Source organism: Huijunlia imazamoxiresistens (genome assembly GCF_037132455.1).
GTDB lineage: Bacteria > Bacteroidota > Bacteroidia > Chitinophagales > Chitinophagaceae > Flavisolibacter > Flavisolibacter imazamoxiresistens.
Map to the genome: position 1 here is coordinate 32,204 of NZ_JBBBEI010000002.1, position 20,305 is coordinate 52,508.

Here is a 20,305-nt window from a genome sequence, read left to right on the forward strand (position 1 = left end):
AAAGCCCCGGTCTCGGATAAACGAAACCGGGGCTTTTTTTATAGAGGGGCGATCCGGATTCCCTTAATCCGTAATGAGGAATTTTTGACGATGCGACCTCTTGCCGTTATAGAGCGTGAGGAAATAAAGGCCGGGGGCCAGGTGGCCCGTTTCGATCGTGGCGGTGCCGGTAAACTGCAGGGTGGACAGCGGCCGTCCCGAGGCGTCCGTCAGCAGCGCCCGGGTAGTGCCCTGCCGGTTGGTTTTGATGGTAAGGGGCGTTCCTTTTTGCACCAGGGTGGGGTACACTTCCGGTGAGGGTTCGGCGGCCGTTGCCTGTTGTTCCTGCGCCGCCGGCCGGGGGGCGGCCGTGGCGGCCGGGGAAGCTATGCCCGTGCGGCTGGGCTGCATGCCGGCGTAGGTGGCGCCCGGCAGGCCGAATTTCACCTCGTCGATATACCATACCCGCAGGTCGGTGCCGGTGGTCCTGCCCTTGTTCCAGTCGCTTTTATAAATGCCGATCTTCCAGCGCCCATAAGGACCGCGGTACATGGTGGGTCCCTTGTAGTCGAGCTTCAGTTCACCGTTGATCCATACCTGGAAGATGCCGCTGGTCAGGTGCTGCTTAATGTGGATCACGAACGATACCCACTGGTCGTGCGGGATCGGCATCAGGTCGTAGTTGGTGGTGGCGATGCCGTCCGATCCGCGGCGGCGTACCCGGAAGAAGCCCTGCTCGGTGCGCAGCGTCAGCATGGGCGAGCCGAACTCGCCGCCCTGGTGCCACTGGTTGATGGTCTCGTCGTCGTCCTCCTCGGCATATTCCGAGGCAGGGAAATAGCCGGCGAAGGAATGCCAGGATTCGGCTACCCGGAAGTCTTCAGGAAACAGCACTTCGGCCCGGGCGCCGTCGCTGGCCATCGGGTCGGAATTGCGCAGCTCCCAGCGGCCTACCTTCCGGCCGGCAAAGGCCAGGCTGTCGGTGATGGTAAAGCCGTAGGGCGTGGAGGTCTGCCGCTCCATGCCGTCAAAGCCGCCCCGGTATTCAAAGCTTTCCCAGTACTGCACCCCCGGCCGCTCGTAGGCGGGCGGCACCTGGTAGGCTTCCCCGCCTATAAAATCGGTGTTGAGCTCATTGCCGGCGCTGTCGGTGATGAGGGTGTTGCGGCTGTTCACCACCAGTCCCAGGGTGCCGCTGCCCGAAAAGCCGTTCACCGTCACGTCGTAGGTGTTGCCCCCGCCGCTTACCGCGGCCACGGTGCCGCCGGCCGTGGTGGCCCGCACGGTGAAGTCGCTGTCGTTCACCCCGAACACCGGCTCGGAGAACTGGGTGCGGAACACCACTTTTCCTTCCGGGGCGCTGGCGGTGGTGGGCGCGTACCGCCACAGCCGCGTAACGGCCGGGGGCGTTTTGTCAAAAAACACCCGGCTGCCGTTGGTGGTGGCGGTGACCGCCTTGCCGCCCGTGCCTGTCTTGCTGGCATAGGTGATCCGGAAGCTGACCTTACCCTCTACGTCCGCATCGGTCATTTTATCCGTTACGGTATACGTGGTGGCGGAAAGGGCTACCGCTTTGGCCGTATGCTTGCCGATGGCGACGATGTCGGGGATGACGGGCTCCGAAGCGGTAAAGTTGATGGTGACCCCATCGCCGGGCCGGGCCAGGGCAGGGTAGGGGTTGGCCGATACAATGCTGACCGCGGTGAGGAAGGGGCGCCGGTCGTAGGGCTGCCCGCCGGTAAAGGCGGCCGGGGCATTGCCCCCGACGTCGCGGATGCCCGAGGGTTTGGTCAGGTCCAGGTACACGCTGCCGCTGCCGGCCGTAATGGTGGCACGCACTTGGTACACGCTGCCGCTGCCCGTAACCGAGTGGAGGGTAACGGCCGCCGTGCCCGTTTTTCGCAGGGTGAAGCCGCCGGCCGCCAGGCCGGTCACCGCTTCGGTAAAGGTCACCCGCCAGTTCAGCTGGGTGGTATCGGTGGGGTTGAGCACCGGCAGCAGCCGGTTGATGCTCACTACCCTGGGCGCCGTCATGTCCAGCGTATAGTGTTCCCCGGAAGTAAAGCCGCCGCTGAGGGCATAGCCTACGATGTCGGTGATGCCGGTCCCGGAGCTTTTGACGTTCAGGCGCAACTGCCCGTCGCCGGAAAGCCCGCTTACCCGTACATTATAAGTTGTGCCATCCGTGCCCACCGGGGTAACGGCTCCGGTGGCCAGCACGCCTTTGACCGTACCGCTGAGGGTGGCCAGGGAAAAATCGGCCGAGTCCACCCCGCTGACCCCTTCGGTAAAGGCCACGCGGAAGACCACCCAGGTGGCATTGGTAACGGTATCCACAGGAGCATAGCGGGCCACCGACAGCACTTTGGGCGCCGTTTTATCGATGCGGTATGCCTGGCCGGCCGTATAGCCGCCGCAGGGGTTTTTCAGCGCGTCCACGATGCCGGTGCCTTCGGCTTTCAGGTCGAGGCGCAATTGGCCGGTACCGCTGATGGAGGTCACCTTTACGTCGTAGGTAGTGCCGTCGGTGCCCACGGGGTCCACATCACCGGAGACGATGGTGCCTTTAACGGTTCCGGACAGCGCCGTTGCGCTGAAATCCGAAGGGCCCACGGAGCTTACCTTTTCAGAAAAGACCACGCGGAAGTTGACGGTGGAGGCTTTGGTGGTTTCTGCCAGGGGCGACAAGCGGCTGATGCTGCTGACAAAGGGAGGCGTGCCGTCCACCTGGTAGGTTTGCCCGGCGGTAAAGCCGCCCGCCAGGGCATTGGTGGCGATGTCGGCAATGCCGGTGCCGGTGCTTTTGAGGTCGAGGCGCAGGCTGCCGGAGCCGGTGGTGGCCACCTGCACATCGAAGAGGGCGCCCGAGGAACCCGAGGGGGTAACCGAGGTGACCTTGCCGGTAACGGTGCCGTCCAGCCGCAGGGGCACGAAGTCCGCCGCGTCCACGCCCGTCACTGCTTCGGAAAAGCTGAGGCGAAAGGTTAGCCCCGTGCCGCCGGTGAGCGCGGCGGTGGGGACCTGCCGGTTGCTGCTCAGCAGGGTGGGAGCGGTGCGGTCGATGGTGTAGGCCTGCCCCGAAGAAAATCCTTCCACCAGTTGGTTGCCCACCGCATCGGCGATACCCGTGCCCGAGCTTTTCAGGTTCAGCTTCAGGGCGCCGCTGCCCGTAATGCCGCTGACGGTGACGTCGTAGGCCGTGCCCTCGGTGCCTGCGGGCGCAAGGGCCGTGACGGCGCCGCCCGGTGTGCCGCTGGTGGCTTTAGGGGTAAAGTCGGCGGCATCCACGCCGCTCACTTTTTCGGAAAATACCGCCCGGAAGGTGACCGTAGCGGCTTTGGTGGTGGCGGTGGCGGGCAGGAGCCGGTCGATACGGGCCGCTGTGGGGGCGGTTTCATCGGGGTTGCCCGCCAGCTTCAGGTCGAAGGCCAGGTCGGCATTGCCCAGGGAGGCCTGGTGCACTTCCACGGCCAGCACGTTGGTGCCCGCAACAAAGCTTCCTTTCGGGATCGTAAAGCTTTTGGTGGTATTGGTAGAGGAAGACGCCAGGGTGGTGTAGGTGAGGGTGCCGGAAGGCAGGTTGTTCCGGAACACTTCGGTGCCGTTCACATACACCGCCACGCCGTCGTCGAAACTGACGCTGCCGGTAAAATCGCCATAGACCGAGGGGTCGGGCAGGGAAATGCTTTTGCGGAAATAAGTCGTAACATATTTGGAGGAAGCGGAAGGACCGTAGCTGACGGTGGTGGCAATGCCGTCGCCGCCGTATCCGAATTTACCCTTGCCGCTGCTCCAGGCATCGTCGTTATAGGTGGTGCTGCGCCAGGCGGTTCCCGGATCGGAGCCATTGTCGAGGTATTTCCAGGCATCTTTATAGGGCACCAGGGTCACCTGGCCGTTCCCGGACAGGTGCAGTCCTAAAAAACACAGGAAACAGAGGATACAACTTTTCATTTTGTCATGGTTTTGCAGGATTAGGAAGTAAAGGCAGGATAGGAGGGGGTAGTTCCTTAAGGCGGGAGGATTGCAAAAAGGCAAAATGGAAGCACAGGCGGGTCACGGAACCGTTTCGTGCGGGCAACAGGGGGCCGGCCCCGGGTCCGGGGAGGTGGCAGCGGCAGGCTGCCTGCTCAGGAAAATCAGCCGTACGTCAGAGGGTGCTCCAGGGACCCTGTTTTCGCTTCGGGAAAGGGTTGGTGCCCCGGATAGCCTGGGGTGCGGGCAGGGTTGCGCCGCCAAAAAAGCCGGGTAAAAAAAGCGGGAGGAGCAGCGGCAGGGGGCGCCTGGCGGAAAGGACGCAAGGAAGGGGTGGAGTGGTTTTTTTCATACATTAATTGGATTGATAATGGGTTTTACTTAAGGCAGTTTTCATATAGTCGTTGCCATAGGAGATTTTCCCGGGTAAGGTAATCTATCATTGATGCAACTATTGTGCTGTGTTTCAGTAGCTTGAAGGCGGCAGCGGGGCGCTGGCCCGGAATACGGGCGGCATTTTTTTTTATGCCCGGGCTCCTTTGGGTTTCAAAAGGATATGCATGCATGCTGTTGTGCATGAGCGCTCCCGGTGAAGGACAGGGGAAAATAGGAAAGATAATGCCAGCGCTTCAATGGGGCGGTTCTTCCCCGGTTTTCGGACCAGCAGGTTTTTTTCACCGGTGCTGTTCTCCCGCCGCCTCCCCGCAAGGGGAAATGGAACTTCTTCCGACAATAGTACGCCAACGCAGAATTTCACTACATTTTTTCTGTGTAAAAAAAATATTATTAATTATTTTTAAGCTCTGGGAATGGAAGAGTTCTCTAAACTGATGAGTTACTGTACGTTACAGCCTCTTTTAATGCAGAGCTTTTACTGTCCACCGCCCACTTTGGAAATATAGCGGCTTTTCTGCAGGTGGCCCTTTGAAGCTGAAGGGCGAATTAGCCCGAAATTTGTACTCATGAGTTTGCATTCCTACTCTTGAAAGAACGCTTCATCTACTATTATTTTCTTCTGACTTAGTGATCCCGGTTGGTGTGGGTATGCCTTGGAACTACCTGGTAATCTGCTCTCTTTCTGCTGGATACTTTCCTTGTGGTTCCCCGGGCCTGCAACGCCTTTCCGTCCGCATGTTCTGCTGTATGCAGGAACAGCCGAAAATTCTACTGTCGGTCCGCACCCCCTGTTTGTCGGCAGCTCCCGGGGAGCCTGCTCCAACCTGCCCCTTACGATCAGGTCCCTGCTGCTGTTGTCTGGTAATCCTGCCCCTTCTGAATCCCTTCCTTCTGTCTGTTTCCCTGTGCCACCATGTCTCTTTATAAAGTTTAATTCCTATTAAAACCGCTAACAGTATGAAAAGACGAACGCTCTTTTTTTTGTACGCGCTTATGCTTACCCTTTCCTCCTTTGCCCAGGTTTCCCTTTTTCCCTACAAAAGTTCCTGGAAGTACATTTATAATGGTGCAGACCAGGGTGCAGGCTGGAAAGATCCTTCCTTCAACGATGCCGACTGGAACAGCAGCAACGGGATGTTCGGTTACGGGATGGACGGCATTTCCACCCTTATCGGCCCGGTGCCGGGCAACGGGTCTGTAACCGCTTATTTCCGCAAAGCCCTGACCCTGACCAATGCGGAAGCCTTCAGCTATGTTACCGGCAGCGTAAAGTTCAACGACGGCATAGTGGTTTATGTCAACGGCGCCGAAGTATATCGGAAGTACCTGCCCACAGGGGTCGTTACCTCCGGCACCTTCGCCACCCAGTCCGGCACCACCTCCAAATCCTTTACCATCCCCAGCGACGCCTTCGTTTCCGGCGTTAACGTCATTGCCGTGGAAGTGCACCAGAGCGCACTGTCCACTTCCGACATGAGCTTTGACCTGAAGCTGACGGGCGTGGAGGGCGAACCCGCTCCCCGCGAAACGGTGGCCCTGGTAGTGGCGCCCACTGCCTTTATACCTTATAAGGATACCTGGAAATACCTGGATAACGGCACCGACCAGGGCATCGCCTGGCGCACCGCCGCCTTCAGCGATGCCGCCTGGAAGAGCGGTCCCGCCAAGTTCGGCTACGGCATCACCGATGCGGCCACCCTCCTTAGTTTCGGTCCCGACCCCTCCCTGAAATACACCACCACCTACTTCCGGAAAGCATTTTTACTGACCAGTCCCAATGCCTGGGACTCCATCAACGGCAGCATCACCTTTAATGACGGGGTGGTGGTATACCTGAACGGTACGGAAGTGTACCGCAAGTATGTGCCCACCGGGGCGGTGGTGTACACCACCCCCGCTAACTATTCGGGCACCTCCAAAAAAAGCTTTACCGTTCCTAAAGGCATTGCCGTGGCCGGCACCAACCTGCTGGCCGTGGAAGTGCACCAGAATACGCCTGCCGGCGCCGACCTGGCCTTTGACCTGCGGCTGGAGGGCGTTCCCCTGGCCGGCGCCCCCAGCGTGCTGAGCTGCAACCGGCTGACCCCCGCCACCGCTACGACCAATAGCTCCTGGGTTACCTTCCAGGTGCTCTTTTCGGAAGCCGTAACCGGGGTGGACGCTTCCGACTTTACGGTGGTGCCGGTCAGCGGTACGCCGGGCGGCGCCGTCAGCGCCGTAACGCCCGTGGGCACCGGGGGCGCCACCTACAACGTTACCGTTAGCGGCCTCACCGGCTCCGGCCTGCTGAAGCTCGACACCAAAGCCACCGGCACCGGTATAACCGACGCCCAGGGCCTGCCCCTGGTGTCCGGCTTTACCGAGGGCCAGATCTATACGGTGGACCGGGTGGCCCCCACCGTCCTGAGCATCCTGCGGCAGGCGCCTGCCACCGCCCTGACCAGTGCGGCCTCGCTCCTGTTCCGGATTACTTTTTCCGAAGCGGTTTTGGGCCTGGATGCGGCCGACTTTGCCGTCCCGGCTCTTTCCGGGCAGGTGTCCGGCAGGGTAGAGTCCGTAACGCCTTCGGGTACCACCGGCACGGTCTATGACGTAAAGGTGGCCGTGACCGGCTCCGGCACCCTGCGCCTCGACCTCATAAGCACCGGCACCGGCATCACCGACGCCGCCGCTAATGCCCTGGCGGGCGGCTTTACCGCCGGCCAAACCTACCAGGTGGACGGCGGCGCTCCCTACGTGAGCAGCATCACCCGCCTGTCGCCCCTGGACGTTACCACCAGGGCCTCTATCGTCTACTACCGCGTGCTCTTTTCCGAGAAGGTGACCGCCGTGGGGCCTTCGGACTTCAGCGTGGTGACCCTGTCGGGAACGGTCAAGGGAAAGATCTCTTCCACGGGTGTGGTGGCCGTAGACACCGGGGGCACTACCTATGACGTACAGGTAAGCGGCATTACCGGCTCCGGGCTGCTGCGCCTCGACCTGAAAGATACCAGCACCGGCATCGTGGATGCCGCCAAAAATCCCTGTGGCGGTTATACTTCCGGCCAGGCGTTCACGATTGATAAGACCATACCCACCGTGCTGAGCATTAAACGGCTGACGCAGGATGCCAGCTCGCTGGTGTACCGGGCAGAATTCAGTGAACCGGTTACCGGTGTGGATGCGGCCGACTTTTCCCTGACCACGCTCAGCGGAACGGTGAAGGGCGTGATTGCTGCCGATGCGGTAACACCGGCAGGTACCGGGGGCGCCACCTACGATGTGGTCGTGACCGGGCTTACCGGCTTCGGTAGCCTGCGCCTGAACGTAAAAAGCACCGCCACGGCCGCCGACCTGGCCGGCAACCTGCTGAATGGCGGCTTTACGGGAGGCGAAGCGTTCCTGTTCGATACCACGCCGCCGGAGGTACGCACCCTCAACCGGCAGGTGCCCCTGGACGAGGCTACACGGGCCACTACCCTTACCTGGCGGATAACCTTTACCGAAAGTGTCACCGGCGTGAATGCCGCCGACTTTGAGCTGACGACGCTGAGCGGCACCCTGACCGGCAGCCTGGCGGCGACGGCGGTACGGGCGGCAGATGCCCGGGGCACCACCTACGATGTCACGGCCACTTCGGTGCGCGGCACCGGCAGGCTGCGCCTGGACCTGAAAGCCAGCGGTACCGGCATTGCCGACAGCGCCGCCAACGCCCTGCCGGAAGGCGGCTTTAGCACCGGGCAGCCCTTTACCGTGGACCAGGCGCCGCCCACCGTACGCAGCATCCTGCGCCAGTCGCTGAAGCAAGATGATACTACCAGCGTTTCCGCCGTCACCTGGCGGGTGACCTTTTCGGAAAAAGTGGTGGGCGTGGATTCGGCGGATTTCAAAGTGGTGACCCTCAGCGGCAACCCCAGCGGAACGCTGGCCGAAGGAGCCGTGGTACCGGTAGGGACTGCAGGCACTACCTATGATGTTACGGTGAGCTGGGTGACCACCCTGACCACCCTGCGCCTGGATATCCGGACGACGGCTACCATAGCCGATGCCGTGGGCAATGTCCTGGTGGGCGGTTATACCCTGGGTGAGCCGTTCAATGTCGATCCGCCCCCGATGGTGGTCAGCGTCAACCGCCAATTCCCTGCCGCCGAGCGGACGGGCGATTCGGTAGTAACCTGGCGGGTGACCTTCTCCGAGGGCGTAACGGGCGTGGATGCCACCGATTTCGAGCTGATCACCCTGAGCGGCGATCCCGGCGGGGAGTTGGCCCCGGATGCGGTGGTGCCCGTGGACACCAGCGGCGTCCAATACGATGTGCGGGCACAGGGCTTATTGGCTTCCGCCGTGGTGCGCCTGGATATCAGGGCCGAAGGCACCGGCATTGCCGACTCTTATGGCAGTCCCATCAGCGGGGCGCCTTCCAGCGACGGTTTTGCCTTCAAGGGCTACCAGCAAAGCCAGACCTATACTATTGATAAAGTCAGGCCCACCGTGGTTTCCATCAACCGCCAGGCGCCTGTGGCACAGCTGACCAATGCCACCACGGTGACCTGGAGGGTTACCTTCTCGGAAGGCGTGACCGGGGTGGACCGGAGCGATTTCGGGCTGACCTCACTGACCGGTACGACCAGCGGCCAGCTGGTGCCGGGTGCGGTAATACCGGTGGGTACCGACGGGGCTACTTACGATGTAACGGCCACCTCGGTTGCGGGCGCCGGCCCGCTGCGCCTGGACCTGCTTACCCCCGGCATTATCGATATGGCCGGCAATAGCATGGAGAGCGGCTTTAAGACCGGCCAGGGCTACACCTTCGAATTTACGCCGCCCCAGGTGGTGAGCATCACCCGCCTGAAACCCCTGCCCGAGGCGGTGCATGCCGCTTCGGTGACCTACCGCGTGGAATTCAATGAGGCGGTGACCGGCGTGGATCCTTCCGATTTCCGCCTGACCTTCCTGGGCGACAGCAGTTCCGGCCAACTGGAGCCGAACGCGGTGGTGCCGGCAGGCGGGGGCGGAACCCTTTACCAGGTTACCGTCAGCGATATCTCCCATTACGTGCTGCTGCGCTTGGACGTTCCCGGTCCCGGTATTACCGATATTGCCGGCAATACCCTGGGCAGTGCCTTCATCAACGGCGAAACCTATAACATCGATCCCACGCCCGTGGTGGAAAGCATTACCCGGCTGTCGCCTTTAGGCGAGCTGACCAGTCTTTCGGACGTCACTTTCCGCGTCGTGTTTTCCGAAAGGGTCACCAACGTAGATCCCTCCGATTTTTACACGGTGACGGTCAGCGGCGATGTCCGGGGCACCCTGGCAGCGCTGGGCGCGGTGCCCATTGTGTCGAGGGCCCAGCCGGTGGTAGCAGCTGTGGGCACCCTGGGTACCACCTTTAACGTGACCGTGCATGCCATTGCCGGCAACGGCGAGCTGCGGCTGGACCTGAAGGATGCCAAAACGGACATCCGGGATATCGACGGGGTGGCCATTGCCGCCGGCTTCAGCGGCGGCGAAACCTATACTTTCGAGCAAAGCGCCGCCCAACGCTTTGTGTCGGTCACCGACCTGTCGACGCCGGAAATTGCCAAGAACACCGGCGAAAAGCCGCAGGGCAAGGTGTGGATGTATGCCGGCAAATGGTGGAGCGCGCTGGCCACCAAGGACAGCACCCGCATCTTCCGCCTGGACGGCACCACCTGGACACCCGTACTGGCCATATCCGAAGTGGAGGAAGTGCATGCCGACTGCCGCGTGGTGGGCAACCTGGTACATATCCTGCTGTTCCGGTCCAACCTGACCTCCGTGCTGGTCACCGTGGAATACGATGCCGCCCGGAACACGTATAAAAAGTGGAACGGCCGGACCTCCAACGTGGAGCTGCTGCTGGGCGCCGGTTCGGAAACCGCCACCCTGGCGGTGGACGGCACGGGCCGGATGTGGGTGGCCACCGCCGGCGTCACCGACGTGAACCTGCGCTGGAGCGATGCGCCCTACACCAACTGGAGCGATACCATCCATATCGCGGAAGGCATCCTGGATGATGACATCTGCGCCATCACGTCCCTGCCCGGCAAGATCGGCGTGCTCTGGTCCAACCAGGTCACCAAGCGCTTCGGCTTCAAGACCCACCTCGACGGCGCCGATCCCCGCAGCTGGTCGGCCGACGAGCAGCCTGCCGCCGCCTCGGCCCTGAACAGGGGTAAGGGCTTTGCCGACGACCACCTGAACCTGCTGGCCGCCAGCAACGGCACCCTGTACTGCGCGGTCAAGACCTCCTATGATTACCCGGGATATCCGAAGATCTGCCTGCTGGTGCGGCGCACCGACGGCACCTGGGAGTTTTATCCCGTTTCCTCCGTGGAAGGTACCCGGGGCATCGTGGTGCTGAATGAAAGCGCCTCCCGGCTCAAAGTGGTGTATTGCACCCTGGAAACCGGCGGGGACATTATTTACCGCGAAACACCCTTGTCGCATATTGCTTTTGGCCCGGTCAAAACGCTCATCTCCGGTAAGTACCTGTACAGCGAGCCCACCAGCACCCACCAGCCCACCAACGGTGAAGTGGTGGTACTGGCCACCGACCAGGAGGCCGAGCCGAAGAAGGCCATCGGCGTGCTGGCCCGCGACGAAGGCTTTTCCGGTCTCCCCATTGCCCTGCAGGCCCCGGCAGCACAGGAGGTATCGCTGCAGCCTGCGGCAATCGCGGTCCGGGATAACGGTTGGAAGGGTGCGCTTTCCGCATCTCCCAACCCCGTTGCCGGCGTCGCCACCCTGAGCTTCAATGTTCCGCAGGCGGGCAATTACCGCCTGGTGCTGTACGACAGCCGCGGCATCCTGGTGACAGAGGTGAAAAGGGGATGGGCCGAAAAAGGCCAAACCCAAACGGCTACCCTGGACGGCAACCGGCTGGCCGGCGGCATCTACCTGCTGCAATTGCAGACCGCCTCCGGCAGCAAAACGGTGCAACTGGTAATCGAAAAATGATTGAAGTAGGGCCTCATAAAAGCAGAACAGCCTTTTCCAAATGGAAAAGGCTGTTCTGCTGAAAACGACCATCTATTATTCAAACCAGTAAGATTTGTTTCTGATTGGGGCACCCCTCTCCAGATGGAGAGGGGCCGGGGGTGAGGTTAATACCCCGGGTTTTGATACGCTTTCCGGGCCTCGGCGCTGAGGAGCTGTCCCTTTTCGTCGGTCAGCTGCACCAGGTAGGCGTTGGGCCAGGGGCGGAAGGTGTAATGCTTTTGGTATTGTCCTTTGCCGTTACCATCCTGGCCGTTGCCGGCAGCGGTATTGGCAGCCACCGGCCACCGGCCGGTCAGGGGCGAAGCCGTCTGGTTCAGGTTCACCACCCGGTCGTACAGGAGGCCGGCATTGTGCAGGTCTTCCCAGAGCAGGCCTTCGGATAAAAATTCCCGTTCCTTTTCGTTGTAGATGAAGTGAATGAATTGTTGCTCCATGGTGGTGGCGGAGGGAATATAGCCTTCGGCCAGCGCCTGGGGCGAACCCGGGGTAAAAGAAGCTTCCGTCACCGCGATGGCGTTGTAGCTGTTGGAGGCGGTGTAAGGAGCGATCCGCTCGCCTGCCGGCAGGGTGCTGGCTTTGGGTTCCCATTGTACCAGCACGGCGGGCCGGGATTCGCCGGTTTTGTAGGCGGCGCGCTGGCGCAGCACGTTGATGTCGGCCACCGCCAGGGCGTACTGCCCTTTTCTTCCGTAGGCTTCCGCCCGGATAAGGAAGGTTTCGGCCAGCCGCATCAGGATGGCGTCGCGGGTACCCGACTCGCTGTTGAAATTGGCTTCATCGGCGCTGCCGCCCCGCAACGGGTCCACGTATTTTTTGGACGACAGGTAAGGCGCCTGGCGGCTGTTGGCCAGGCCCATGTCGGTCTGGTCGATAAATTTCCGGTAGTAATACCTGCCGGTAGCGGCCGAGCGGATCCAGCGTACGATAAACTGGTAGGGCTGGCTCATGACCAGGGCGGAATCCAGGGCTTCGTCCCGCTGGTTTTCCAGGTAAATGAGCGCCCGCTGGCCCGGGAGGATCCGTTTGTCGCCCGATTTCACGGTGGCTTCGGTGGCCGGTTTGTTGGCATTCCACCAGGAGGCGGCGGCCGCGCTCCAGGTGAACGAAGTGCTGCTGGTCAGGCTGGCGGCATTGCTGACATACTCGTACTGGAAGGTTTTGTAATAGCGCGAGTCGTTCACCTTGTCGCGAAACACGTCGTAGCCCCAGTCGGTGGGCTTGAAGGTGCCGAAGGGCCGGCCGTAGGCCATGGAGCGGATCACGCCGGTCTGGTTGGTATAATCGCCGATATGGTAGTTGACCGAGCGGTTGTTGAAGCGCCCGTTCAGCGAGGTGTTGATGTCAAACTGGGCCGACCACAGGATCTCCTTGTGAGGGTTGGTTTCCGACTTCGGGTCGAACAGGGTCCAGTAGTCGGGGGCAAGGCCAGAGGCGCCGCCCATGGCGTTGATGACCTCGGTGGCGAAGAAGATGCTGGAATCCAGGTCGGTGGCTACTGTCCCTTTATACAGCATTTTGAGGTGTTGCTCGGCGCTGTTCTGGAAGGGCGCGGCCTGGGCCCGGTTGAGGTACAGCTTGGCCAGGAAATGGCCGGCGGCCCACTTGGTCGCCCGTCCCCTGTCGGACTGGGTGGCGGGCAGGTTGTCGTACGCCCAGCGCGTGTCGGAGAGGATCTGTTTGTAGATGTCTTCCAGTTTTGCTTTCGGGTAGTTGTACACGCCTATGTCTTCCCGCCGGGGGGTCAGCAGCAGGGGCACGTCGCCCAGCTGGTTGGAGATGAGGTAGTAGGCCCAGGAGCGCAGGAACAGCACTTCGGCCCGCCGCTGGTTCCGGAAGGTGGCGTCCGAGCCGAACTTGCCCGGGGCGGTGTTGTCGAGCACGTCCAGGGCGATGTTGCAGTTGTTGATGTGGGGGTAGGCGCCCATGGGGGCGAAGCTGGAGTTGGCAGCGCCGAGGTAGTTATTCACGTTGCCGGCAATGAGGCTCAGTTCGCCGCCGTAGGCCGTAGCCGTCGCCCGGGCATAGTCCAGGTTGGTGCTTTGGTAGGCGTCGGATTCCGGCTCAATGAGGCGGGCGCCGTTGGCATCCCACTCGTGCTTTACCCGGGCATATACATACAGCCCGTTGATCAGCGAATTCAGGCCGCTTTCGTTGTTGTAATAATTCTGCGTCAGGTTGGACACCTGTTCTTCTTCCAGGAACTTCTTGCACGACGCCAGGGAAGCCAGGGCCGCCACGGCAAGAAGCATGGGGATCACTATATGTTTTTTCATGTTTGCTTTCGTTGTTGGTAAACGGTAGAAAGGTTTAGAAGCCGGCTCTCAGGCTGAAGACAAAGCTCTGGGGCAGGATGGTGTTGTTGTTGCTGCCGCCGATGGGGCTGGTGTTGCCGGAGGAGCCGGAAACAGTGGTCCAGTTGGTATCGTCTTCGGGGTTGAGGCCCATTTTGACCACGCCGGGACCGAACATAAAGGGGTTCAGCACCTGGGCGTTCAGCGTCAGGTTGCTGAGGCCCGTGCGGCCGAGCATGTTTTTGGGAAAGCTGTAGGAAAGCGAAATATTCCGCACGACCCCGAAAGAGCCTTTGTCGTACTGCATGGTGCCGGTGTAATTGGTGACGCCTGCCGACATGGGCATCGGCCAGCGGCCGCCCTGGTTGGTCCACGACCAGACGTCGTTTTCCACCCGGCCGTTGGGATTGGAGCCGCCAAAACTGTTGGGGAAAGCCCCGAAATAGGTCTGGCCCCAGCGGAAATACACAAAGGAAATGAAGGTCCAGTCCTTATAGCGCAGGGTGTTGGTCACGCCGCCGGTCCATTTGGGCCGGTTGGTACCCACGATCCTCAGGTCCTGGCCGTCGAGGTTGTAGTCCCCGTTCTGGTCCACCACCTTGATGGTGCCGGGGTAAAAGTTCACGCCTTTCGCCCGCCATTTGGCCATTTCTTCCTGCTCTTTGGCGGAGGTGCCCCAGATCCCTGCATTTTGCCACTGGTAAAATACCTGTGCGGGGTAACCGATAAAGAGGTTGTTGGCCACCATATCCTGTTTGCCGTTCATCAGTTCCACCACCTCTTCGCGGTTCCGGCTCCAGTTGAGGTCCGTGTTCCAGGAGAAGTTGCCCTTTTGGATGTTGACGGTGCTCAGGGTAATTTCCACGCCCCGGTTGCGGGTGGCGCCCACGTTTTCGATTTTTTGCACATAGCCGGAAACCGCCGGCAGGGTACGGGTGAGGAGCAGGTCGGTGGTATTGTGCTCGTACACTTCTACCGAGCCCGACAGGCGGCTGTTCAGCATCCGGAAGTCGACGCCGGCGTTGAGGGAGGCGGTTTTTTCCCAGCCCAGGTTGGGGTTTTGCACCAGCTGGGGCAGGTAACCGATACCCGGGGTGGAGGCGAACACGTAGTTGTTGCGGCTGAGCGGTCCCGAAGTGGTGTAGGGGTTCACCGACGAGTTGCCCACCACGCCGTAGCCGAGGCGGGGCTTCAGTTCGTTGATGAATTTCAGGTCCCGCATAAAGGGTTCCTCGTGCAGCTTCCAGGCCAGGGCGGCCGAGGGGAAGAAGGTCCATTTATGTCCGGGAGCCAGCACCGAGGAGCCGTCGTAGCGGCCCGAGGCCGTCAGCAGGTAACGGTCCATCAGGGTATAGTTTACCCGGGCCATAAAGGAGCTCAGGCTGTTTTCGGTAAAGCCGGTGCCGTAGCCGGGGTTGCCGGAGGTGTTGGAGGCCAGGTCGTACCAGAGCGACAGGGGGTTGATGACGCCCGTTACGCTGGTGTTGATGCTTTCCTTGCGCGAGCTCTGGGAGGATTGCAGCAGGGTGAGGCCGAAGGCGTGATCGCCGAAGGTCTTATCCGCGTACAGCAGGTTTTCCGCCACCCACGAAAAGTTCTCGTCGGTGCTGTAGCCGGCGGTATTGGCCCGGTTGGTGAGGTAAGGGGTCGCCTGGGGGCCGGTCCACGAGCCGCTGCGGAAGTGCCGGTACTGCACGCCGAAGTTCAGCCGGTAGCGGAGCCAGGAGGTGAACTTGATGTCGGTGAACAGGTTGGTCATCACCGCCGAGGTGCGCCGTTCGTTCTTTACCTGTTCCAGGTCGATCAGGGGGTTCCAGATGTTGATGTTGGGACCCGGGTTGGTGATCCAGTTGCCGGCCGAGTCCTTGGGCTGGGCAAAGGGAAACTGGTTGGCGGCACGACCGAAGAGGTCCTTGCTGCCCGTATTGGAGTTGTTGGAGGGCACGATGCCGTAGTTCTGCAGCGAGAAGGAGCCCAGGATGGAGGTGCCCAGCGTCAGCCATTTAAGCGGCGTGATATCGCCGTTGATGCTGGCGTTGTAGCGCTTGAAGTCCTGGTCGCGCTGCACGCCTTTCTGGCCGAAATAGCCCAGCGACAGGGCCAGCTTGGAGTTGGCCGTGCCGGCGGTGAGCGACAGCTGGTGGCTGTTGGTCATGCCAGTGCGGGTGGCGGCGTCGATCCAGTCGTAGTTGCGGATGTTGGCGGGGTTGTACACCGGTACCTGGTCGGGCCAGCCCATGGCCTTTTCCTCGGCGGTGGTGGCCCGCGTTTTTACGGTGCCGCCGATGCGGTCCGCCCATTCATAACCCATCAGCACAGATTGCAGGGCGATCGGGTCCGGGGTCAGGGCCATGGCCTTGATATCGAGGGCCGGGTCGGGGTACCAGCTGACCGGGGCCTTGGTCAGGTCGCCGTTGTTGGGAATATCGGTTTTGTACTGGCGGGCGTTGATCAGGGATTCGCGCCAGCGGTCGACGTACTGGCCTCCGTCCATCCAGTCGGTCAGGGATTTGTACCAGTCGGCGGTAACAGTGGCGTTGTAGTTCACCGTTACCCTTCCTTTCGCTCCTTTTTTGGTGGTAACCAGGATCACGCCGTTGGCGCCGCGGGAACCATAGATGGCCGTGGCGGAAGCGTCTTTGAGGATCTCGATGGAGGCGATGTCGTTGGGGTTGATGTCGTTGATGGTGAACGAGGTCACGCCCAGGGCATTGACGATGGGGATGCCGTCCACTACGTAGAGCGGCTCGTTGGAGGCGGTCAGCGAGCGGTTGCCCCGGATGCGGATGTTGGGGGTTTCACCGGGCCTGAGGTTGGAGGTGATGTCCACGCCGCTGGCCTTGCCCTGCATGCCCTGGAGGGCATTCTGCACCGGCCGTTCCTGCAGGGTTTTGGCGCTGACGCTGGTGACCGACCCGGTCACGTCGCTTCTCTTGGCCGTGCCGTAGCCCACCACCACCACCTCGCTCATGTTGGCGGTCATGTTGTGCAGCACGGTGTTCACTTCGGTTCTGCCGGCAAGGGTCACGTTCTGCTGCTCGTAGCCCACGTTGCTGAAGCGCAGCGTGGAGGCGCCGGCCGGCACGCTGAGCACGTACTGGCCCGAATCGTTGGTGCTGGTGCCCGCAGTGGTGCCCGGCGCCGATACGGTCACGCCCGGGAGCGGCAGGCCGGCCTCATTGGTGACCGTGCCTCTTACTGTTTTCGTTTGTGCATAGCTGTGAAAGCTGAAGATCAGGAGAAGCAAAACAACAAAGATGTTTCGCCACAGGGGGGTAGATGTACTCATATTACTGCTATTAAGAAATTCATCCGGACAATCAGGCAATTCCCCTCGAAGCAGTCGTCTGGTCGTTTTCTTAAGCAGCTAATCTTTGATCCCCAGGACGTTTGTCCCGGCATAATCGTTAGCATAGCAAATTAAGTGCATTTTTTAAATCTAAGCTTTGCCGTAGAATGAAAATGATGCGGAGGCTGTTCCGGGGAAAGAAAGGCAGCCGGCAAATTGTCCTGCACCTCCAGGGAAGGCCGGCTGATTTATTTCGGCATCGGCCCGGCGTTTTAATCCTGTTTTTCTGCACGAACGTGAGCTGATCGGTTGCTCCCTTTTACGTGAATACGTATTTTTACGTACGGATAAAAGTAATTTCCTGCTGGTCTGCCTCCCTTTGAATGGGTTTTTCCATAACCTGTGGCTACTGTATGCTGTCAGCACTTCTAAAACTTTTGGTTATGACGAAAATTTCCCTCCTCCGGAGGCTCCTGCTTCCCTGCCTGCTTTTCCTGCTTCCCCTGCTTGGTTTTTCCCAGTTGACCCGCGACTGGATCAAGCGGTACAATGGTACCGGCCACGTGGCGCGGGACGAGGCCCGGGCGGTGGCGGTGGACGGATCGGGTAACGTGTATGTGGCCGGTATCAGCGAGGACAACTTTACCACGATCAAATACGGTTCGGACGGCAGCCAGAAATGGGTCAAAAAATACAGCAGGGCGGCCGGCGCCCGGGGCGTGGCCCTGGCGATAAAAGTGGATGGCGCGGGCGGCATCAATGTGGCCGGCTGGACCACCAGCGGGCCCACAGCCCCAAGCGATTTTACCACGATCAAATACGGTTCGGACGGCAGCCAGAAATGGGTGCGGCACTACAACGGCCCCGGCAATGGCGTCGACCAGGTAACGACCCTTGCGGCCGATGGTTCCGGCAACGTGTATGTGACCGGCTACAGTATGGGCACCAGCACGGATAAGGACTATGCCACCCTCAAGTACGATAATTCGGGCAACCTCAAATGGGCGGCCCGGTACGACCATGGCGGCGAAGACCAGCCTCATGCCCTGGCCGTGGACGGCGGGGGCAATGTGTATGTGACAGGTGCCAGTAAAGAAGGGGGGACGACTTGGCGGGCGAACGACTTTGCCACCGTAAAGTACACTTCCGGTGGCGTCGAGCAATGGGTCAAACGCTACGATGGCACCCTGCACGGCAGCGACCAGGCCAAGGCCCTGGCGGTGGACGGCGCCGGTAATGTGTATGTTGCCGGCAACACTACCGTGTACCTGGACGAGGACGGTGAGGACTGGGAGGACTTTGCCACACTGAAGTACAATGCTACCGGCGGGCTGGTTTGGGAAAGAATCCTGAACCGCCGGACGCTGGATAGCCCCAAGGCATTGGTGGTGGACGGCTCCGGCAACGTGCTGGTGGCCGGCAGCAGCGGCGACCACGAGGAAAGCACCGAAGTGTTTACCACCTTTAAATACAATGCGGCCGGTGCGCTGCAGTGGGTATCCACCCTGGACGGGACGGTGGACGAAAGCGACTGGGTGCATGCCCTGAACGTCGACGGCTCGGGCAATGTGTATGTCACCGGGGAGACCCGGGCTTCGCAGACCAGCGACGATTACCTTACCGTCAAATACAACAGCCTGGGCGCGCAGCTGTGGGTGGCCCGCTACAACGGCTTTGGCGCCGGCCGGGACCATGCCCTGGCCGCCACCCTGGACGGCTCCGGCAATCTTTATGTGACCGGTGCGAGTGCTGGCAGCTGTACCGAGGAAGATTTCGCGACCCTGAAGTACAACGCGTCGGGAAACATCAGCTGGGTCAGGAGGTTCAATGCGCCGGGTACCCTTTCCAATGATGCGGCCCTGGCCATCGGCTACGACGCTTCCGGCAACGTGTACCTGACGGGCCGCAGTACGGGCGAGGGCACCGGCTCGGATTACGTCACCAGCAAATTCGGTCCCGACGGTACCCGCCTGTGGGTGCTCCGGTACAATGGTCCCGGCAATGGCGATGACGAGGCCCGGGCCATGGCCGTGGACGCTTCGGGCAACGTGCACGTAACCGGGCCCAGCCGCGGTGCCGGCTTCAACGAAGACCTGGCCACGATCAAATACGATAAAGCCGGGGCGGTCAAATGGACGAAGCGCTACGACGGCCCCGATAAAGGCGATGACTATGCAACGGCCGTTTGCCTGGATGCAGGGGGCAACGTGTACGTCACCGGCTACAGCACCGGGGCCGCCACCGGCAGGGATTATATCACCCTGAAGTATTCGAAGGACGGTGCACAGTTGTGGGCGGCCCGCTACAACGGGCCGGCCAATGGCAAGGATGAAGCGGCCGCCATCGCCGTGGATGCCGGCGGCAACGTGTACGTCACCGGTGAAAGCCAGGGCGATTATACCACCGTCAAGTACAATGCTTCGGGAGCGCAGCAATGGGTGACCCGCGTCACCACCCCCAGCCTCTTCCCGGACCGGGCCACCGCCATCGCCCTGGACGCCGGCGGGAATGTGTACATTACCGGCTACAACAACTATTACAGCAACAACAACGATTACCTTACCATCAAGTACAATTCCGCCGGTGTGCAGCAATGGCAGGCCCGGTACCACGTGCTGGAGGATTTTGCCTGGGACCTGGCCGTGGATGGGTCCGGCAATGTGTACGTTACAGGAGGCAGCAACGGGAATTATGCCACCCTTAAATACAATGCGGCCGGCAGCACCCAATGGGTAAGCACCTATAACGGGGACGGCGATCAGTGGGGGGATGCGGCTACGGCCCTGGCCCTGGATGGAGGGGGCAACGTGTACGTAACCGGCAAAAGCTCCGGCAGCGGGTCGGGATATGATTACGCCACCCTCAAATACAACGCCGCCGGCGTGCAGCAGTGGGTCGACCGGTTCAACGGCACGGGCAACGGCGATGATGCCGCCACGGCCCTGGCCGTCAGCAGCGATGGCCATGTGTATGTGGCCGGGGTGAGCATCGGCTCGGGTACCGGCAACGACTACCTGCCGATCCAGTATGCGCAGGCGTCGGCCCGGGCCATTACAGGCCGGGAAGAGACCGTGCCCGGTGAGCTGTCCGCGGCCTTCCGCCTGTCCCATTTCCCCAACCCGGTGGCGGCCACGGCCCGCATCCGCTATGAACTTCCCGTGGAAGGACAGGTATCCCTGAAACTCTATGACCTGCTGGGAAGAGAAGTAAGGACACTGGTCAACGCATCGGCAAAGGCGGGCGTTTATACCGCCGAAGTGGATGCCTCTCCTCTGCGCGAAGGCGTTTATTACTACACCCTCCGGCTGGAAAGCGGTACCGGGGTGTGGGTGACCACGAATAAAATGATCCGTTCGCGGTAGGCGGTCAA

5 protein-coding genes are annotated in these 20,305 nt (G+C 61.0%); 2 read left to right on the plus strand and 3 right to left on the minus strand.

Annotation, left to right across the window (positions count from 1 at the left end; translation table 11 throughout):
* Positions 1 to 63: 63 nt before the first annotated feature.
* Entirely contained in the window at positions 64 to 3,933 is a 3,870-nt protein-coding gene (locus V9K67_RS02065) for a heparin lyase I family protein (RefSeq protein WP_336719729.1), read from the minus strand.
* A 1,374-nt stretch (positions 3,934 to 5,307) separates the two neighbouring features.
* Here V9K67_RS02065 and V9K67_RS02070 point away from each other — a divergent pair.
* The gene (locus V9K67_RS02070; protein ID WP_336719730.1) at positions 5,308 to 11,313 is read left to right on the plus strand and encodes a T9SS type A sorting domain-containing protein; all 6,006 of its coding nucleotides are present in this window, start codon (positions 5,308 to 5,310) and stop codon (positions 11,311 to 11,313) included.
* A 146-nt stretch (positions 11,314 to 11,459) separates the two neighbouring features.
* Here V9K67_RS02070 and V9K67_RS02075 read toward each other — a convergent pair whose 3' ends face one another.
* Both V9K67_RS02075 and V9K67_RS02080 read right to left on the minus strand, forming a co-directional pair.
* The gene (locus V9K67_RS02075) at positions 11,460 to 13,628 is read right to left on the minus strand and encodes a RagB/SusD family nutrient uptake outer membrane protein (protein ID WP_336719732.1); all 2,169 of its coding nucleotides are present in this window, start codon (positions 13,626 to 13,628) and stop codon (positions 11,460 to 11,462) included.
* Between the two features lie 34 nt (positions 13,629 to 13,662).
* Positions 13,663 to 16,935: a SusC/RagA family TonB-linked outer membrane protein gene (locus tag V9K67_RS02080; RefSeq protein WP_336719733.1), complete on the minus strand. Its 3,273-nt coding sequence runs from the start codon at positions 16,933 to 16,935 to the stop codon at positions 13,663 to 13,665.
* 443 nt (positions 16,936 to 17,378) lie between these two features.
* Here V9K67_RS02080 and V9K67_RS02085 point away from each other — a divergent pair, with 443 nt between their 5' ends.
* Positions 17,379 to 20,297, plus strand: coding sequence for an SBBP repeat-containing protein (locus V9K67_RS02085; protein WP_336719734.1), 2,919 nt, complete (start codon positions 17,379 to 17,381; stop codon positions 20,295 to 20,297).
* Positions 20,298 to 20,305 lie beyond the last annotated feature (8 nt).

What these genes read in the sequence shown, in the direction of transcription:
- V9K67_RS02080 (WP_336719733.1), bottom strand. Translation starts at nt 16,935, where the DNA reads ATGAGTACATCTACCCCCCTGTGGCGAAACATCTTTGTTGTTTTGCTT.
- V9K67_RS02085 (WP_336719734.1), top strand. Translation starts at nt 17,379, where the DNA reads ATGACGAAAATTTCCCTCCTCCGGAGGCTCCTGCTTCCCTGCCTGCTT.
- V9K67_RS02070 (WP_336719730.1), top strand. Translation starts at nt 5,308, where the DNA reads ATGAAAAGACGAACGCTCTTTTTTTTGTACGCGCTTATGCTTACCCTT.
- V9K67_RS02075 (WP_336719732.1), bottom strand. Translation starts at nt 13,628, where the DNA reads ATGAAAAAACATATAGTGATCCCCATGCTTCTTGCCGTGGCGGCCCTG.
- V9K67_RS02065 (WP_336719729.1), bottom strand. Translation starts at nt 3,933, where the DNA reads ATGAAAAGTTGTATCCTCTGTTTCCTGTGTTTTTTAGGACTGCACCTG.